This window comes from Methylobacter sp., assembly GCF_023227905.1.
GTDB lineage: Bacteria > Pseudomonadota > Gammaproteobacteria > Methylococcales > Methylomonadaceae > Methylobacter_A.
This window is the reverse complement of sequence record NZ_JALOCF010000018.1, coordinates 55,723-73,507: the sequence shown is the minus strand read 5'-3', so window position 1 is coordinate 73,507 and position 17,785 is coordinate 55,723. Positions and strand designations below refer to the sequence as shown.

General features: G+C 53.1%; 8 protein-coding genes. 3 read left to right on the top strand and 5 right to left on the bottom strand.

Annotated features, from left to right (window positions below; all coding sequences use genetic code 11):
- The 3 genes from M0R47_RS09545 to M0R47_RS09535 all read right to left on the bottom strand — a co-directional run.
- Positions 1-265: RNA-binding protein (locus tag M0R47_RS09545; protein ID WP_104422356.1), on the bottom strand; the 265-nt coding region annotated here is incomplete at its 3' end.
- Positions 266-375: 110 nt separating this feature from the next.
- Positions 376-582 carry a cold-shock protein gene (locus M0R47_RS09540; protein WP_292553641.1) on the bottom strand — a complete coding sequence of 69 codons (207 nt, stop codon included), beginning with the start codon at positions 580-582 and terminating at the stop codon, positions 376-378.
- 248 nt (positions 583-830) lie between these two features.
- Positions 831-1,235 carry a hypothetical protein gene (locus tag M0R47_RS09535; protein ID WP_292553639.1) on the bottom strand — a complete coding sequence of 135 codons (405 nt, stop codon included), beginning with the start codon at positions 1,233-1,235 and terminating at the stop codon, positions 831-833.
- A gap of 125 nt (positions 1,236-1,360) precedes the next feature.
- Here M0R47_RS09535 and ppnN point away from each other — a divergent pair, with 125 nt between their 5' ends.
- Together ppnN and M0R47_RS09525 are read left to right on the top strand one after the other, a co-directional pair.
- Positions 1,361-2,731 carry a nucleotide 5'-monophosphate nucleosidase PpnN gene (ppnN, locus tag M0R47_RS09530; RefSeq protein ID WP_292553636.1) on the top strand — a complete coding sequence of 457 codons (1,371 nt, stop codon included), beginning with the start codon at positions 1,361-1,363 and terminating at the stop codon, positions 2,729-2,731.
- Positions 2,732-3,166: 435 nt separating this feature from the next.
- Complete coding sequence (locus M0R47_RS09525) at positions 3,167-5,512, top strand: type IA DNA topoisomerase (protein WP_292553634.1); 2,346 nt, start codon at positions 3,167-3,169, stop codon at positions 5,510-5,512.
- A 164-nt stretch (positions 5,513-5,676) separates the two neighbouring features.
- Here the strand turns inward: M0R47_RS09525 and M0R47_RS09520 are convergent, their stop codons facing one another.
- Positions 5,677-14,220 (bottom strand): glucoamylase family protein, encoded by an 8,544-nt coding sequence (locus M0R47_RS09520; RefSeq protein WP_292553631.1) that lies wholly within the window; start codon positions 14,218-14,220, stop codon positions 5,677-5,679.
- A gap of 327 nt (positions 14,221-14,547) precedes the next feature.
- Between M0R47_RS09520 and M0R47_RS09515 the strand changes: the two genes are divergently transcribed.
- The gene (locus M0R47_RS09515; protein WP_292553629.1) at positions 14,548-16,941 is read left to right on the top strand and encodes a penicillin acylase family protein; all 2,394 of its coding nucleotides are present in this window, start codon (positions 14,548-14,550) and stop codon (positions 16,939-16,941) included.
- Positions 16,942-17,022: 81 nt separating this feature from the next.
- On the opposite strand, the gene M0R47_RS09510 is transcribed toward M0R47_RS09515, so the two are convergent.
- Entirely contained in the window at positions 17,023-17,781 is a 759-nt protein-coding gene (locus M0R47_RS09510) for an energy transducer TonB (protein ID WP_292553627.1), read from the bottom strand.
- Positions 17,782-17,785 lie beyond the last annotated feature (4 nt).

Genomic DNA, 17,785 nt, shown 5'->3' with positions numbered 1-17,785 from the left:
AATGCCGTCTGCCGTTTTTACCGGCAGTCGTATCTTCAAATTTGACTTTTAAAGGTTTTCCGCAATACAGATTGCCGTCAAGTCCGGCTATAGCGGCTCTTGCTTCGTGGCCTTCCATGCCGATAAAGCCGAAGCCCCGGCATTTTCCGCTAAAGATATCGGAAACAAGTTGAATGGAGCGGACTTTTCCGTATTCGGAAAATAAAGCCTGTACAGTTTCTTCAGTGGCTTCGCTAGGTAAGTTTCCTACAAAAATTCGTTTCAAAAGACATGTCCTAAATTAGGGGGTGAGTTGATTGGCCGGATGAACCGGATATGCCACAACCCCGCTAACTTATCGAAAACGGGGTTGGGTATTGAAAAGTAAGGCGAGTTTTAAGCTGCGCTTACTTGTGATGCTTGTGGGCCTTTAGGGCCTGATTCTACGTCAAACTTAACTGCTTGGCCTTCGGCCAATGTGCGGTAGCCGCCATCGCTTGCGATTGCAGAAAAGTGTACAAACACGTCTGCACTACCATCGCTAGGAGAAATAAAACCAAAACCTTTTGCTTCGTTAAACCACTTAACAGTACCTGTTGCCATATAAATTACCTATATAAATCAATGAAAATGTTTGATTGCAAATCATGCCGGGCAATTTAAAAAGAAAAGCGAATGGAATTTCTGAAAAGTGCGAATAACATGAAAAATTTAAGTATAAGCCTCGCGTTTGTGCGGAGTACTGTCTACTAGCTGCCATTATAGAGGCTAATCCCCAGTATAGCCATTGATAATTTAGAGGCTAGTGCTTTAAAGCCTAAACATATAGTGGACGTTTATTGACAGTCAAATCAGTGATGGTAGTCCTTGCGGTAGAAACTGTTGCGGCGCCCGTTGCCGCCATCGTTATGTTGGCGGCTGTTTCCGTATTTGAGGCGATTATTATCGTCATTAGAGCGATGATCATGATCCCTGTCATGCTGCTGGTGCCGGGGGGCTTGATAATTACCGCCCCAGCGCTGCTTGGCACTGTATTGATCATGATGATGCTGATGGGGAAAATGGTTATTTTCCTGACGATAGCCATTATCATAGTGATCCGGTCTTTCGCCATAATAGTTTCTGTGCATAATGGTATATCCGCTGCTATAGGCCGTGTTGCTGGGATAATACGCGTATTGATGTGAATCATGGGCGCAGGCGGAAAGCAGCAGTACAACACCGATGAGCAGCATTTTTTTAGTGATCGAGTTCATTTTTATAGCCCATGATAGTTAACCCGGACTAAAGAGTATCTGTAGATCGCTGAATGCCAAGTGAATCGACATTGTTACCGCTACATGCAGCCGGCAATCACACCGACATAATTAAAAGGAACATAATGAAACATCAAGTAGTTGACGCACGCATCACTCCTGTAGGCCGTCTGGATGTGCTGTCCAAGGCCGAAGTAACCAAACTGCTCGATACCAGTCAGGGTGGTTTGTACCGATTGTTTCGCAACTGCTCGCTCGCGGTGTTAAATTGCGGCAGCAGCATAGATGACGGCAAAGAGCTGTTGGAACGCTATCCCGATTTCGAGATACACGTCGTTCAGGAACAGCGCGGAATTAAGCTGGACGTGAAGTCCGCCCCCGCCCACGCCTTTGTTGACGGCGTAATGATCAAAGGCATTAATGAGCATTTGTTTGCGGTGCTGCGCGACATTATCTACGTCAGCGACGAGATCAATAATAACCCGTTGTTTGATCTAGGCTGTTCGGACGGCATCAGCAGCGCCGTATTTCACATCTTGCGCAATGCCAAGATTCTGCGCCCGATGACTAACCCGAACATGGTGGTCTGCTGGGGTGGGCATTCAATCAGCCGTAAAGAGTATGATTACAGCAAGACGGTCGGCCACGAGATGGGGCTGCGCGGCCTGGATATCTGCACCGGCTGCGGACCGGGCGCGATGAAAGGCCCGATGAAGGGCGCAACCATCGGCCATGCCAAGCAGCGTATCAAAAACGGCCAATACTTAGGCATAACCGAACCCGGCATTATTGCGGCCGAATCGCCTAATCCTATCGTCAACGAGCTGGTGATCCTGCCGGATATTGAAAAGCGCCTGGAAGCTTTTGTCCGTACCGGGCATGGCATTGTGGTGTTTCCCGGCGGCGTTGGCACGGCGGAAGAAATACTCTATATACTCGGCATCCTGCTTCATCCTGAAAATAAAGACACGCCGTTTCCGCTGATCTTTACCGGGCCGGACTGTTCGAAAGATTACTTCGAGGAAATAGACCGGTTTATTGCCGGCACCTTGGGAGAATCCGCGCAGCAGCGCTACAAAATCATTATTGACAATCCCATGCAGGTTGCTCAGGAAATGCAGGCTGGTATTAAGCAGGTACGCGAGTTTCGTAAAGAAACAGGGGATGCCTATTACTTCAACTGGTTGCTTAAGGTCGACCATGTGTTTCAACAGCCGTTTATCCCTACTCATGCCAACATGAGCAGTCTGGCCCTGCATAAAGACCAGGAACCTCACCATCTCGCCGCCAACCTGCGCCGCGCATTTTCCGGCATCGTGGCAGGTAACGTAAAAGACGGGGGTATACGCGCTATTGAGCAATACGGGCTTTTTGAAATTCACGGCGATGAGGACATCATGGCCTTGATGGATTCCTTGTTGGCCTCATTTGTTAAGCAGCACCGCATGAAATTGCCTGGCAAGAAATATGTGCCGTGTTATAAGATCATCAAATAGTATTTTATTCACCACGAAGGACACGGAGGGTAATTATTCGGTCGGGTGCAGTGATAAGATAAGCGATAAAGCATCTCCGATACTTCGGAGTGCAAGCTCGGCCTCGGCAATCGCTCCTGCATTGCCTACATGGATGTAGGTACTTAGCGTGAGCAGGAGCGAAAGCTGCGCCTAGAGCGCCTACTGTTGGTGCTCTCGGCAATTGCTCCCTGCATTGCTCTACCTCCTGCATAACCCATAGGGATGTGGGGAATGCAGGGAAATGACTGGATCATTTCCTGTTCTTGCAGTCGTAAAGCGCGTACTTTGGGTGCTTGCAAAGCTTTCGCTCCTGCACTCCGGCTTTGAACCTTAGCTGAAAACTTGTATCCCATTACTTATATTAAAAACTCTGCGTCCTCCGTGTCCTCCGTGGTTTATTAACTAATTCATAACATGAAAGTCATCCTGGCCGAAAAGCCTTCAGTCGCCCGCGATATAGCCAAATGCCTGCGCATAAACAGCAAGCACGACGGCTATTTCGAGGGTAACGGCTATCAAATTACCTGGGCGTTCGGTCACTTGGTCGAATTGAAGGAACCGGATGAATATGACAAGTCATGGAAACGCTGGTCGTTGGAATCCCTGCCGATCATTCCCGAACAATTCGGCTTAAAAGCCAGGGGCGATGCCTCGGCGCAGAAACAGCTGAACACCATTAAACGCTTGTTCAAGGCCGCCGACGAAATCATCTGCGCGACCGATGCGGGTCGGGAAGGGGAGTTGATTTTCAGGTACATCTTGACTTGGAGCGGATGCCTGAAAAAACCGTTTAAGCGCCTGTGGATCAGCTCCTTAACCGATGATGCGATACGCAACGGCTTTACAAAATTGCAGGAAGGCCATGCCTACGACGGTCTTTATCGCGCCGCCAAATGCCGCAGCGAATCGGACTGGATCGTCGGCCTGAATGCCACACGGCTTTATACCCTGAAGTTCGGCGGGCAAGGCAGCTTATGGACGATAGGCCGAGTGCAAACGCCGGTGCTGGCGCTGATCGTGCAAAAAGATTTGGATATCAGTAGTTTTGTGCCCAAGGATTTCTGGGAATTGCACACCTTGTACCGGGATACCGATTTTCAGTATGTCGGCGGGCGGTTCGACCGCAAAGCTGACGCAGAAACGCTGTTAAGCCAAATCCTGGAACGGGATTTTCGGGTTACCGAGGTCAAGGGCAAGAAGGAAACGCTCAGCCCGCCGCTATTGTACGATCTGACCGATCTGCAAAAAGACATGAGCATCCGCTACGGCCTGACCGCCGACCAAACCTTGAGTGCCGCCCAGCAGCTATACGAGAAAAAGCACATCACCTATCCGCGTACCGATAGCCGTTATCTAACCAATGACATGAAGCCGGGCATGAAGCCCTTGCTGACGAAATTACGCGTTAAATTCGGGCAGCAAATCGAGCCGCTGGATCTGGATAAGCTGACGCTGAGCAGCCGTATCTTCAATGACGCCAAAGTCACCGATCATCATGCGATCATACCGACGTCCGCATTGCCGGGGACGTTGTCGGGCCATGAAGCCAAGGTCTTTGAGGCGATAGTCCAGCGCTTTATTGCGGCGTTTTATCCGCCCTGCATTAAGCAAATCACCACCGTTTTGGGCGAGGTTGGTGGAGGAGAAGCTGTTCACACAACAGTAAAATTCAAAACCACCGGCACGATCATCGAAGCGCCCGGCTGGCAGGTCTTGTACAAAAACGATGCGTCAAGCCAGTCCGATAAGACACTGAAAATTCTGCCTAACTTCGCCAAAGGCGAAACCGGCCCGCAGCAACCCTCGATAAATCAAGGCAAAACCACGCAGCCTAAGCCTTATAACGAAGCCAGCTTGCTGAGCATCATGGAATCGGCCGGCAAGACCTGCGATGACGAACAGCTCAAGGAAGCCTTAAAGGAAAAGGGCCTCGGCACGCCGGCAACCCGGGCCTCGATTATTGAAGTATTAATCAAGCGGAACTATATCCAGCGGCAAAAAAAGACCCTGGTCAGCACCGAATCCGGGCGGCATTTGATCTCGATTATCGCCGACGACAGGCTAAAGTCGGCGGCGATGACCGGCGAATGGGAAGCCAAACTCAAAAAAATAGAACACAACGATTACGACCCCGACCGGTTCATGGCCGAAATCGTCCAATTTACCCAAAAAATCAAAGACGAATCGGACCGGCCGCTTTATGACCAAAGCCGTTTGGGCGACTGCCCACTGTGCCATAAGCCTGTGATTGAAGGCAGGAAAGGCTATGGGTGCAGCGATTGGAAAGCCGGTTGCCTGTTTGTGTTATGGAAACAACTGTATGGCGTACCGGTCACACGGGACATGGCCTGCCAGTTATTGCAAAATCATCGAACTCTGCAAAGTTATGCGATCAAGCCGGACGATGAAGTTTTTAATGCCCAACTGACCCTCAATAAACAGGGCGAAACAGGCTATATCAAAGCCGAACCGGTGCCGCGGCCTGTTATAAAAGAAGCCATTGCCGATTGCCCGTTATGTAACGGCAAAATCATCGAAACCGCAAAAGCTTACAGCTGTAGCGAATGGCGCAACGGCTGCAAAATGGCGATTTGGAAAACCGTCGCGCATAAAAAAATCACTGCGGCAATGGCTAAAAAATTATTAAGCAAAGGGGAGACAGGAATGCTGAAAGGCTTTAAATCCGGTAAAGGCACAGAATTTGAAGCTAACCTGAAACTGGTCGACGGCAAAGTTGAAATGGTTTTTGGCGGACGTTAATGGCCATGATTATCCCGCTCATGGCAATGCTGCAAGCTAAGGAGGAACTGGCGTTATGAGGAAATAACTCGATAACCAGACCTTCCAGGTTTTAAAAACCTGGAAGGTCTAATCGGCAGATCGCCGCTGATGCATTTAAACCGCTGGTTACGGCCAGCCGAAGATCATTTCGTGCCCATCGTCACCACCACTTGGTGCTGTTTCCTGTCGTGCAGCAGCGGGATACCTTCAACTCCCTCTTGCGGCGCCCCGTCCAATTCAATCGATACCACGCCCGTTGACACTCCGTCGGGATTATTGATGGTAATCTCATAGCTGGTTTCTTCATGGCGATAACTTAAGGAATAACTACGCCATTCGCGCGGAATACAAGGATTGAAATGCATTTTGTCGGCGCGGATATTTAAACCCAACATCCATTCCAGGCCCGCACGATAAAACCATCCCGCAGCGCCGGTGTACCAGGTCCAGCCTCCGCGCCGTACATGCGGCGGCACGGCATAGATATCGGCAGCTATCGCATAGGGCTCGACTTTGTACGCATAGACGCCGGTGCGGTTAGTCGTGCGATTAATAGGATTCAGCATATGCAGCAGTTCTCCCGCCTGATCGCCGTCTCCCAGCATCGCGTAGGCGATAACGCACCAGACCGCCGCATGGGTGTATTGCCCGCCATTTTCCCGCACGCCGGGCAGGTAGCCTTTGATATAGCCGGGGTCCAGCGGTGTCTTGTCGAAAGGCGGCGTAAACAGCAGCACCAGGTCGTCGCCGTATTGGATCAGGTATTCCCGAACCGAATTCATTGCCAGCCGCGCACGCTCGGGATCGGCGGCGCTGGAAATAATGCCCCAGGTTTGCGCCAGTGAGTCGATGCGGCATTCGGTATTGGAAGCGGAGCCCAACGGCGTTCCGTCATCAAAAAAAGCGCGGCGGTACCATGACCCATCCCATCCCTCAGCTTCCACGGCGGTTTTTAATTTGCCGATGTGCTCATTCCAGCGCAAGGCACGCTCAATCTCACCGCGCGCTTGGGCTATAACTGCAAATTCAGATAACGTAGCAATCAGGAACCAGGCGAGCCAGACGCTTTCTCCCTTGCCTTGATGCCCAACCCGGTTCATGCCGTCATTCCAGTCCCCACAGCCCATCAGCGGCAGGCCGTGGACTCCGACCTTTAAGCTCAAATCCAGCGTTCTGGCGCAATGCTCAAACAGGCTGGCTTGTTGGTCCGATTGGGCCGGTTCGAAATAGGCGTCTTCCTGCTCCGGTTCAAGTACAGGCCCTGCCAGGAACGGCGTTATTTCATCGAGTACCGCCATATCGCCGCTGACCTTGACATAGTGGGATACCACATATGGTAGCCAGATAAGATCGTCGGAGAAATGAGTGCGCACGCCGCGATTGGACGGCGGGTGCCACCAATGCTGCACATCGCCTTCGGCAAACTGATGCCCCGCCGCGCGGACAATATGGGCGCGGACCAGATCGGGGCGCGCCACCGCAAGTGCCATGCTGTCCTGTAACTGATCACGGAAACCGAACGCCCCGCCGGCCTGATAAAATGCGGCTCGCGCCCATATCCGGCAGCTTAGCGTCTGATACAGCAGCCAGCCGTTCAACAGCAGGTCCAGCGATCTATCCGGCGTTTTTACCTGAATTTTTCCGAGTGTCTCAGACCATGACTGCTTCACGGTTGCAAAGGTAAGCTGTATATCCGCGGCTCTATAACGCTTAACGAGCTGGCTTGCATGGTCGCGGTCATTACCTTGGCCCAGCAGGAAAGTTATTTCGATGCTTGCGCCGGCCGCAAGCTCAACCTGCGTCGTCAATGCCGCGCATGGGTCAAGACCCGCACCGACCCGATTCTTAAGCGCTTTGGATTGGCGCAAGGCGATCGGTGCGTCCAGAGTACCGTTACGCCCGATAAATTCCGTCCTGTTGCATGTCCAGGCAGTTTGTTGCCCGGCCAGATCGGCAAATGCAATGCGCTGACCAAAATCGACGTCCATGCTGTTATAGGCAAGCAAGGCTCCGGTCTCCTGATCCAGCTCAGACACAACATAAGGCGCAGTGGCGGTGCGAGAGGCGCCGAGCACCCATTCTACATAGGCGGCAACCGTTAATTTACGGGGACGGCCGGAAACGTTCTTTAAGGTGAGGGACGAAATTTTGACAGGATCGTCCGAACTGACAAATTGCAGCAGCTCGCTGTGGATACCGTGAGAAACATGCTCGAACCGGCTGTAACCCTGGCCGTGGCGAACGACATAGACGGCGTTATTAACTCGAATCGGTAGCGCGGTTGGGCTCCACAAATTGCCGTTTTCCTCGTCCCGCAAATAAAAGAGTTCGCCCGGAGGGTCGCCGACCGGGTCGTTCGACCACGGCGTCAACTGGTTCAAGCGGCTGTTAAGGCACCAGCTATAACCACTGCCCAGCTCCGATACGGTAAAACCGATTTCGGCATTGGCAATCACGTTAATCCAGGGGGCAGGCGTGCATTGGCCCTTGTCCAACACGATCACATATTCGCGGCCGTCGTCGGCAAATCCGCCCAGCCCGTTAAAATATTCGAGACCGGTCGGGACGATTGAAGGCTCTTGTCCATAGATAGCCTTTGCAGGCCGAGCCTTGGCCTGGGTGAACTTCGGCGCAGGCTGGGAATGGTGCATCAATTGTTCAGCCAAGGTGCCGCGGCCGCTCAAAATCACCACGCGAGCGGTAGTTTGCAATAACACATGCTCTTCTTCACTGAGCTGATCGGCACGGAGCACAAAGACTTCACCCTGTTCGCCATACTCATGAAGCGTTGAAAAGGCTTTGCTTTCGCGAACCATATTGTCCATTAAAGTCTGTAGCTCATTGGCATAGGTAATTTCTTTTTCATTCAAAATCACCAAATCGGCCGACAGACGCTTCATGCGCCAATATTCGTGGGCGCGTATTAACTGGTCGGCAATAGCCCTGTCATCGGTTGACGATATCCGCAACAAAATAATCGGACGGTCGCCGGAAATGCTAAACCGCCACAAGCCTGTGACATTTAGCCTGTTCATATGCATAAGCCTGGCATTGGCCCGCAACGAAGGATCGGCGTACAGCAAGCGGTTAGCCAGGGCCTGAAATAATTGCGCTTCATCGGATTTAATGCGCAGATGGCGTAATTGAATGTGCGCATGGGTCCAGGCAAGATCGGAAACCCGGTCGAAAGTGGCCGGGTTGTGGTACTTGTCGGCCAAATCCTCAACGGCCTGCCGGGTTGGGGCAATCAAAGTCGTAAAGGTCACATGAACCGTCGAGCCCGGTTCGATACTGACCCGCGTGCGCAGGCTGAATATCGGATCAAGCACCGCGCCGACCGTATTGCTGAGAGGATGCCCGTCAGTCACTGAGGCGGGCGCTTGCAGCGTTTGCCCCCGGCCTATAAACCGTACCCGGTCGGTTTCATACTGTAGTCCGGCACTGACGCTACATGCCAGCACATGAGCCGCCCAAACCTGTGGGTCCTTTTCCGACCGAGGCCGTCGTTGTGCGATTAACGCAGACGCCTGCGGCAGGTATTCGGTCTGTATAAACAAATTTGAAAACGCCGGATGGGCCATGTCAGCCATCTGGGACGTCAGCACGATTTCCGCGTAGGAAGTCAGTTCAATTTCCCGGGTATGCGCGCCGTTATTGATTAAGCACAAATGCCTGATTTCTGCGTTATCCTCAGGGGAGACAATGATTTCCAGGTTGCTGGCGATGGCCCCGTCTTCGCGAGAGATGCGCGCCCGGTCTTCGTTAAAAGCCACTTCGTATTTATCCGGAACTGCCGTGGTCGGCTGGTATCCGGCCGACCATATCTTGCCGCTCGCCAAATCACGCAAATAAATATAGCTGCCCCAGCAATCGCGGGTCACATCTTCGCGCCAACGGGTAACCGCCAGCTTTTCGCAAACGCTGTATCCTGACCCGGCGGCGGTGATCATCACGCCATAGCGGCCATTGGACAGCAAATGCGCCGAAGGACTTATCGACATTGGTGACAGCAAGCGGCGTATGGGCGGCTGGATTATTTCCTTTACTTCAGCCTCGGCGTGGGTAAAGTGGGGAATGCCTTGGCCAAAACCGTGCGGCACACGCTCCTGCAACAACAATTCGGCGCCCTGGATCATCGGTACGCGATGGAAGCGGCGGCGCATCACTTCATTAAGCGTCACATTAGCCAAAGACACTAATGACATGCCTTGATGATGGGCCATATAGCAGCGCACAAACGCCACCTTTTGGTTTTCCGCCAGTCGCGATGGCGTGAAATCGAGCGCTTCAAAAAAGCCGTAACGCCCCAAAGCGCCAAGCTTTTCCAGGCGTTGGAAATTTTCCGCCGCCGCACGGGTGTGGTACATAGCCGCCAAGGCCGTGGCATAAGGCGCAATCACCAGGTCGTAGGCGAGTCCGCGTTTCATGCCCAAACCCGGCACGCCGAATGCGGAATATTGATAGGTGAACCAACGGTCGCGGCCGTTAAATGCCGATTCGGAAACGCCCCACGGCACCCTGCGCTGCTCTCCGTATTCAATCTGGCTTTGCACCACCAGTCGGCAAGTTTGGTCCAGCAGGCTGTAGCGCGGCGTATAAGTCACCAAGGACGGCATCAGGTATTCAAACATCGAGCCTGACCAGGATAACAGCACGTTGCCGTGCGTGGTGCGCGTCAGCCTGCGCCCCAAATGAAACCAGTGAGCGCTCGGCACTTCCCGCTTGGCGATAGCGATCAAGCTGGTCAAGCGGGCTTCCGAGGCAAGCAGGTCGTAATAGCTGTCGTCGATAACGCCTTTTTCAACGCGATAGCCGAGCGAAAACAAGTGCCGGTTAGGATCGTAAAGAAAACGAAAATCCATCTCGACGAACAATTGTTCCGCAAGTTCGACCAAGGTATTTATCCGCTGAGTCAGCACTTTCCAGTGCTGGGCCTCCGGCTGCTGATGGTCGTCACTGGGAAGGTGGAAATGTATCGACGAGCCGAAATTTTCCATGTCACGCTGATGAGAAGCGATATCGTTGTGCAACAGCGTCGCCCAGGCCAGCATTTCGCTACTGTTTATATGATCGCCGCGCTCGGCGGCATAAGCGCGAACCAGATCCAGCAGGTTATCGGCACAAGGTTTTATCAGCCGCCACAAACGCAGGCATTCCTCCTGAGTGGCAGGCGTACACGCTAACAAGGCACGAAGTTTATCCGTTTTCTGTTGTAAATCATTCAGTGTCACCATCTGCATGCGCTGGGTATCGATGGTTTTGGCAAGTGCGGATTCGAACAGCCGGTGGCTGTCGGCAATGCCGCTTAACAGCGTGGAAAACGGGTAGGGTTGCTGCGTTAACTCTTTACATCCCTGAACAAGCACCAGCAGATGTGCGGCCAAATTGCCGCTGTCCACAGTCGAGACATATTTAGGCTCCAATGGATGCAAATCACAGGTGTCATACCAGTTATAAAAATGCCCATGCAGTTTCGACATCTTATTCAGCGTATTTAAGGTGGCTTCCAACCGGTCAACGGTGTCGATAAGGCCAATCCAGCCCATATCGTGGGCGGCAAGCGTCGATATTAAATAGAGGCCGAAATTGGTCGGCGAACTGCGATGAGCAATTTCCGGATTAGGGTCTTCCTGAAAATTATCCGGAGGCAGATAGTTTTCCTGCTCCGTTACGAACGTGGTGAAAAATCGCCAGGTGTGCCTTGCCACCTGCCGTAACTGTAAAGCATCCTCAGGAATTAACGATTCAGCCGGGTCCGGTTTGGGCGGCAAACTCAAGATATGGGCGGCAATTGGCGACAGTAGCCACAGCAGCAGAAACGGCGCGGCAATTCCAAGCGAAGCGGGATTGAATATAAGCACGATCAAGCCGGCGAAAAACAACACGATTATCACGCTGGCCAATGGCCTGATGAGGTCTTTCATCGTGTGTCCGGCTTTCGATTTTACTTGCAGCGCGGTGACCCATTTGAGTAATTTTCGTTTGGTGATATAGATCCGCACCAAAGAGCTGACGATCGCATCCGTCATTAATATGGCTTGCTGCACCAGCAGCGTCAGCGTAACCAGGCTGGTGTTCACGCCCGTAATTATATTTTCTGCGATGGCGCGCAATTGGTGCCCCACCGGGATATGGGGACGAATCCTCACTCCGCCGATAAACGACTGGAAAGCGGGGAAAGCCACTGCCGCCAACACCATCCCCATCAGCAGGGACTGCGGTGCGCCCGGAATCGCCCAAGCCGCTAATAGGGTAAGAAAAGCGCCGGGCGCTGAAAAAGTCCGGCGCAAATTATCGATCATTTTCCAACGTCCGATTAACGGCATGCCTTTACCGCGCGGACCGAAAATCCACGGCAATAGCTGCCAATCGCCACGCGCCCAACGGTGCGAACGGGACGCGGCCACTTCCGTGTGGGAGGGGAATTCTTCATACAACTCAATGTCGCTGACAAACGCACAGCGGGCGTACACGCTCTCGAATAAGTCATGGCTGAGCAGGGCGTTTTCGGGAACTCGTCCCGCCAACGCGGCCTCAAACGAATCGACCTCATACAAACCCTTGCCGCTGTATGTGCCAAGTCCGAACAGGTCCTGATAGACTTCGGACACGGAGGTCGAATAAGCGTCTACGCCGCAGGCGCCGGAAAAAAGCTGGTGATACAAGGAGTGCTCTCGCCTTTGCGGCAAGGTGGGGGTAACCCTGGGCTGGAGGATGGTGTATCCGCTGGTAATATAGCGTGTGATCGGGTCCATGATAGGCCAATTGAGCGGATGGGCGGCTGTTCCGACTAGCTGTTGCACTGCGCCGATAGGCAGCTTGGTGTCCGAGTCCAGGGTAATCACATAGCGAACGCCGGACGGCGCGGTTACGGGCTGCCCATTAAGCGCTATATAGGTCGTATCGCTTGCGCCGCGCAACAGCCGGTTAAACTCATGCAGCTTGCCGCGCTTGCGTTCCCAGCCCATCCATTGATCCTCGCTTGGATTCCAGCAGCGCTTGCGGTGATACAGGAAAAACCGCTGGTCTCCGTACTTGTCATTCAGAGCGCTTATTCCGCTAATGGCGATGTTTAATAATTCATCATCTTCAGGCAAGGTTTCCTGGTCGGCATCAACCCAATCGGATAACAGCGCAAAATAAACATTGTCGACCGGATTGGACAAATACTGAACCTCCAGTTCATCGATTTGCTTTTTTACCGTGTATTCACTGATAAGTATCGTTGGCACCACGACAAAGGTGCGTAGCGCATCAGAAATGCCATCCTTCAGGTCAAGTCTGGGCAAATGGCGCGGCGGCACCGTTGTCACGACAAAGCGATTGACCAAAGCCGTGGCAATATCCGAGGCGGGAAATAAGGCAAATAACGTAATCAGCGCAATCTGGAAGCCGCTAAGCCCGGCGTTGAAAGAGGCATTCACAACCAACGCCAGCAAAAGCAAGGTGCCTAAACCAATACTGGCCAGATAAGCGAATACTGCATGGGCGATATAAGAACGCAGTAGCTTTTGGCTGAAGGTAGGCTGAAAGCCGACTTCTTGCTCGAACTCGGTGCGGCCGGCGCCGATCAGGTAATAGCCAGGCTCCTGTTGTTGCAGATTGGTATCCGGTTCATTAGCGACACGATTAATCTTATCGATGACTTTATGGGTGATTTCCACCTCGGAATACGGCGAACGTTTGGCAAGATCCTCAATCGCATGGCGGTAGCGGTCACGGGTCAGAAAATCCATTACGCTGTAAGAAGGGTGGCTGCGCAGATGTTTATCTACCAGACTCGAATCTTCGACAAACTGCGGCCAATCGTATGCCGATATGGCGCGCATACTGGTAATGATATTGCGTACGGTCAGGTTGCCGGCAATTTGGGCGACGTGTTCACGGTGCACTATTTCATCCAGAGTGACGCCTTGTTCGGCCAGCCAGTCATTAAGAAAATCAAGTGTCGGCGCAGGGTCCGGGTGAGGTTCGTGCAAACGCCGCACGAGCTGAACCGCAAAGGCCTGACGGAAATGCGGGTCGGGTAAAGCGGCAATCTGGGTCGAAAGATCAAGCTTGTCCGCTTGATCGATAAATTCGTCAGCCAGCCGCCGCCCGACTTGCGAGCGCATGACTTTTAGCGCCAGCCTCCGCAAGTTCTCTATCATCACAATGCGCAGCGTGATCGGTATTGCCCAAAGCTCGCCGATACTGAGCGGTTGAACTTCCTGGTACGCACGCATGAACAGATTTAGCTGTTCCGGGGAAAAACGGCTATCGGTATGGGCCACCAGCGCCCAGGCAATGCCGTAAACACGCGGATAACCGGTAAGAAAGCCGTTGGTTAACTTGGGTAATTGCTGGTAAAACTTTTCCGGCAGATAAACATTGATGTCATTGATTTGCTCTTCAATGACATGAAAATTATCGAGCATCCATTCTGCGGCCGGAGTAATGGCGCGATGCTCTCGCGCCGCTTTGCCGATTGCTTTGTAAGCCTCAACCAACAGCCGCGAATTTTCGCGGACCCGCGGCATCAGATCGAGCCCATCAGGAATAACGCGGGCTTTTTGCTCTTTTGCTAAACTGGTGGCATGTTGCGCCATCCGTTCATCGCTGAACAGCTCAAACCGAATCGGCTCTTCTTCACCGCCGGGATCGGCGATTCTGATATTTCGTCTTTGCTCCTGTAATTTCATTATCATCTGTATTCCCCGTTTGGGCCTCCGCTCGGTTATTCGAGTGTGTACGGTTATTTCGAGTTTTTTATATGAAATACAGTGGGGAATTAACCCAGCCTCCCGCAAGATAAATAGGTTTACACCGAGATTATTGCCTTTTGCATATCAGCAGATTAGAGAATTCATGGGGTTGAGACAATAGGTAAGACTACCGACACGGCAAACAGGAGACCAGGCAACTACAAAACAGGACACCGGTGCACAGCACGAAATCCGTTTAAATCGGTCCTTCGTTTTATTATAAAATCAGTCTATCGCTGAATAATGACAGCTTCACAATAGTGCAAGGCAATGGCGAAATTTCGAAAAATCATGTTATATGCCGGTCTGGTTCTGACGAGTCTGGCGGTGATAGCCTTCGGCGGCGGTTTTTGGCTCTTGCGGGCGTCCATGCCGCAACTGGAGGGTACGGTAAAACTGGACCGGCTTACGGCGGAGGTTCGCGTACGGACCGACGCGCACGGTATGCCGGCCATCGACGCTGCTAATCGCGCCGATGCGGTTCGGGCATTGGGGTATGTCACTGCGCGCGATCGCCTGTTTCAGATGGACCTGATGCGGCGTAAAAGCGCCGGGCGCCTGGCGGAAATCTTCGGCGACAAGGCATTGGGTAACGATATCAAGGTCAGAACCTACGGTTTTCAGCGCGTGGCAAAAGCGGTATTGGCAAAACTGCCGCCGGATCATCGGCAATACCTGCAAACCTATGCCGACGGCGTCAACAGCTATATGGCGGAATCCGGTAAGCTGCCTTTCGAGTTTAAGGTACTGGGCTATCGACCGGAACCCTGGGTTCCCGAGGATACGCTGCTGGTGGTTTTGGGCATGTTCGAAACCCTGACAGCCGGAGAAGAACGCGGCGAACGGATGCTGAGCGTCATGGAAAAAACCTTGCCGGATGACGTGGTGCGTTTTTTGACGCCGGATACCGATGCTTACACCGAACAATTGCAAAAACAGGCTGAATCGCTGCGCCCGGCACAACCTATTCCTGTCGAGTCCTTAGCTAGCGCATTAGCCCGCCAGCCGACGGATAAAACAGCGTTGGCGCAGCTGGTTCAGCAATCCGATTTAATGGTCGGCTCTAATGCCTGGACGGTCAGCGGCAAACTTACCGCGGACGGACGGGCGATTTTGGCTAACGATATGCATTTGGGCCTGTCGGTGCCCAACGTCTGGTATCGCGTTGAGTTGAACTACGGCGATGCATACGCCGTCGGCCTGACCTTGCCCGGCACGCCGTTGCTGGTTGCCGGCAGCAACCGGCATATCGCCTGGGGAGAGACCAATTTGACCGGCGATTTCCTGGACCTGGTCCGTCTCGACATCAATCCCGAGCATCCTGATCAATACCGGGTAGGCGATCAGTGGCAGCGTTTCGATGAATATCAGGAAATCATTCGGGTAAAAGATAGCGAGGCTAAGCAGATTATGGTCAAGCACACGCGCTGGGGGCCGGTTGCCAATCAGCCGTTGCTGGGCCAGCCGGTGGCGATTCATTGGGCGGCATTGGATGCCGATGCCGTTAACTTCGAGCTGTTTGATTTGGAGCAAGCCGAAACCCTGGAGCAGGCGATCAAAATCGTCAACAGCGCCGGCGGCCCGCAGCTTAACGTCTTGCTGGCCGACGGCCAAGGCCATATTGCTTGGACATTGACGGGCAAAATCCCCAAACGCTTCGGTAATGACGGCTTGGTCAGCCGCTCCTGGGCGGACGGCAGCGTAGGCTGGAACGGTTATGTCGAGCCTGAGAATTTGCCGCGGATCATCGATCCGTCCGAGGGGCTGCTGGTGTCGGCTAATGACCGTCGATTCGACAAAAACTATCCGTACGTGATCGGCCACCAGTTCGGCAACGGTTACCGCGCCTATCGGATTACCCAACAACTTGGGCAAATGTCGCAGTTTAACGAATCGGCCATGTTCAATCTGCAACTGGATACCGGCAGCGAGTTTTATGCTTTTTATCAGCAGTTGGCTTTGCGTGTTCTGTCCGGCGAAGTGATTGCGGCCCAGCCGGATTTGGCCGAAGCGCGCGACTATCTGCTGGCCTGGGACGGCCGGGCCGATGTCGGCAGCTTGGGATTTGCGTTGCTGGTCGAATTCCGCAGGCAATTGGCCGAATCGGTATTTACGCCGTTTTTAGCGGCCAGCCGGGAGATGGATAAGAATTTCAGCTATGCCTGGACTTATATCGATACGCCGCTGCAAGCGCTGTTGAATCAAAAGCCCCCGCAATTACTGCCCGATGCGGCGCATTACCGAAACTGGGACGACTTTATCCTGGGGCAGCTAAAACTTAGCCGGCAGCGGCTGCAAGCCCGGCATCCGGGCGTGAAATTAGCGGAATTGAACTGGGGCATGCACAACAAAGTCCGGCAATCCCACCCGTTCTCCAATGCCTTGCCGATACTGGGCGAACTGCTGGATATGCCGGACGAAGCCCTGCCGGGATGCGCTTTTTGCGTGCGCGCCGCCGCGCCCGGTTTCGGCGCCAGCGAACGGCTGGTAGTCGCGCCGAATCATTTTGAAGACGCCATACTGCATATGCCCGGCGGCCAATCGGGTCAGCCGTTGTCGCCTTATTACCGGGATCAGCAAAATTACTGGCTAAAGGGCCTGCCGATGGCATTAATGACAGGCAAGCCGGAACACCTGCTGTTGCTGCAAGCGTATGGCAATTAAAAGACCAAACCCTCTGCGTGCACAGGAGTTCTGTCGATTATGATTTTCGGTTCTACCGAATGGGACGTTTAAGTCTCCCTTTTAGTTGTTCAAGACAAAATTAATCGGTACGACTACCGAACTGGACACCGGCGTTTCGCCCCGCTTGGCGGGGATAAATTTCCATTTTTCGACCGCTTCGACAGCGGCTTCGTCGAGCGCGTCATGGCCACTGCTGCGCTGCACGGTGACTTCCTCGCTGTCGCCTTCGGCGGATACTTTCACTAGCAGGTGCACGGTGCCTTCCCAGCCTCGGCTGGTGGCAATGCCGGGATATTTCGGTTTGGGATTGGAGCCGTAATTGGCGTTGAAATTCGCTTCGGTAAAAGGGGCGACATCTGCCGTTATCTTGCCGCCCACATTAGCGGCAGGCGTTGCCGATGCCGACGCAGATTCAAGCTTTGATGGCGCAGGCAGCATTTCCTCAGCCATAGCCAGTGGTTTGGGTAGTTCCATTTGCTTGCGGACAACCGGCTTCTTTAGTTTGGCCGGCTTTTTCGGCTCCTCCGGTTTGGGTTGCGCAACCGGCGCAGCCGCAACCTTTTGGCTCGGCGCCGCAATCAGCGATACTTCCATGATCATCGGCTGGGCTTTGGTAACGGCTTTGGCTGGTTGCAGTATCCAGAGAGCCGGCCATAAATGAAGTGACAGCACTAACGTCAACAGCAAACTGCCCATAGAGCGCGGCTTTTCTTCGCCCAAAAACGCCTTAAATAGCGACTGTATTGGCATTGCAGGGCCAGCCGCAGGCGTTAGCGGCCAATCGTCCATGCGTTCTTTGTGGCTTTCGAATAAATACATAGAA

What these genes read in the sequence shown, in the direction of transcription:
- M0R47_RS09540 (WP_292553641.1), bottom strand. Translation starts at nt 582, where the DNA reads ATGGCAACAGGTACTGTTAAGTGGTTTAACGAAGCAAAAGGTTTTGGT.
- M0R47_RS09535 (WP_292553639.1), bottom strand. Translation starts at nt 1,235, where the DNA reads ATGAACTCGATCACTAAAAAAATGCTGCTCATCGGTGTTGTACTGCTG.
- ppnN (WP_292553636.1), top strand. Translation starts at nt 1,361, where the DNA reads ATGAAACATCAAGTAGTTGACGCACGCATCACTCCTGTAGGCCGTCTG.
- M0R47_RS09525 (WP_292553634.1), top strand. Translation starts at nt 3,167, where the DNA reads ATGAAAGTCATCCTGGCCGAAAAGCCTTCAGTCGCCCGCGATATAGCC.
- M0R47_RS09520 (WP_292553631.1), bottom strand. Translation starts at nt 14,220, where the DNA reads ATGATAATGAAATTACAGGAGCAAAGACGAAATATCAGAATCGCCGAT.
- M0R47_RS09515 (WP_292553629.1), top strand. Translation starts at nt 14,548, where the DNA reads ATGGCGAAATTTCGAAAAATCATGTTATATGCCGGTCTGGTTCTGACG.
- M0R47_RS09510 (WP_292553627.1), bottom strand. Translation starts at nt 17,781, where the DNA reads ATGTATTTATTCGAAAGCCACAAAGAACGCATGGACGATTGGCCGCTA.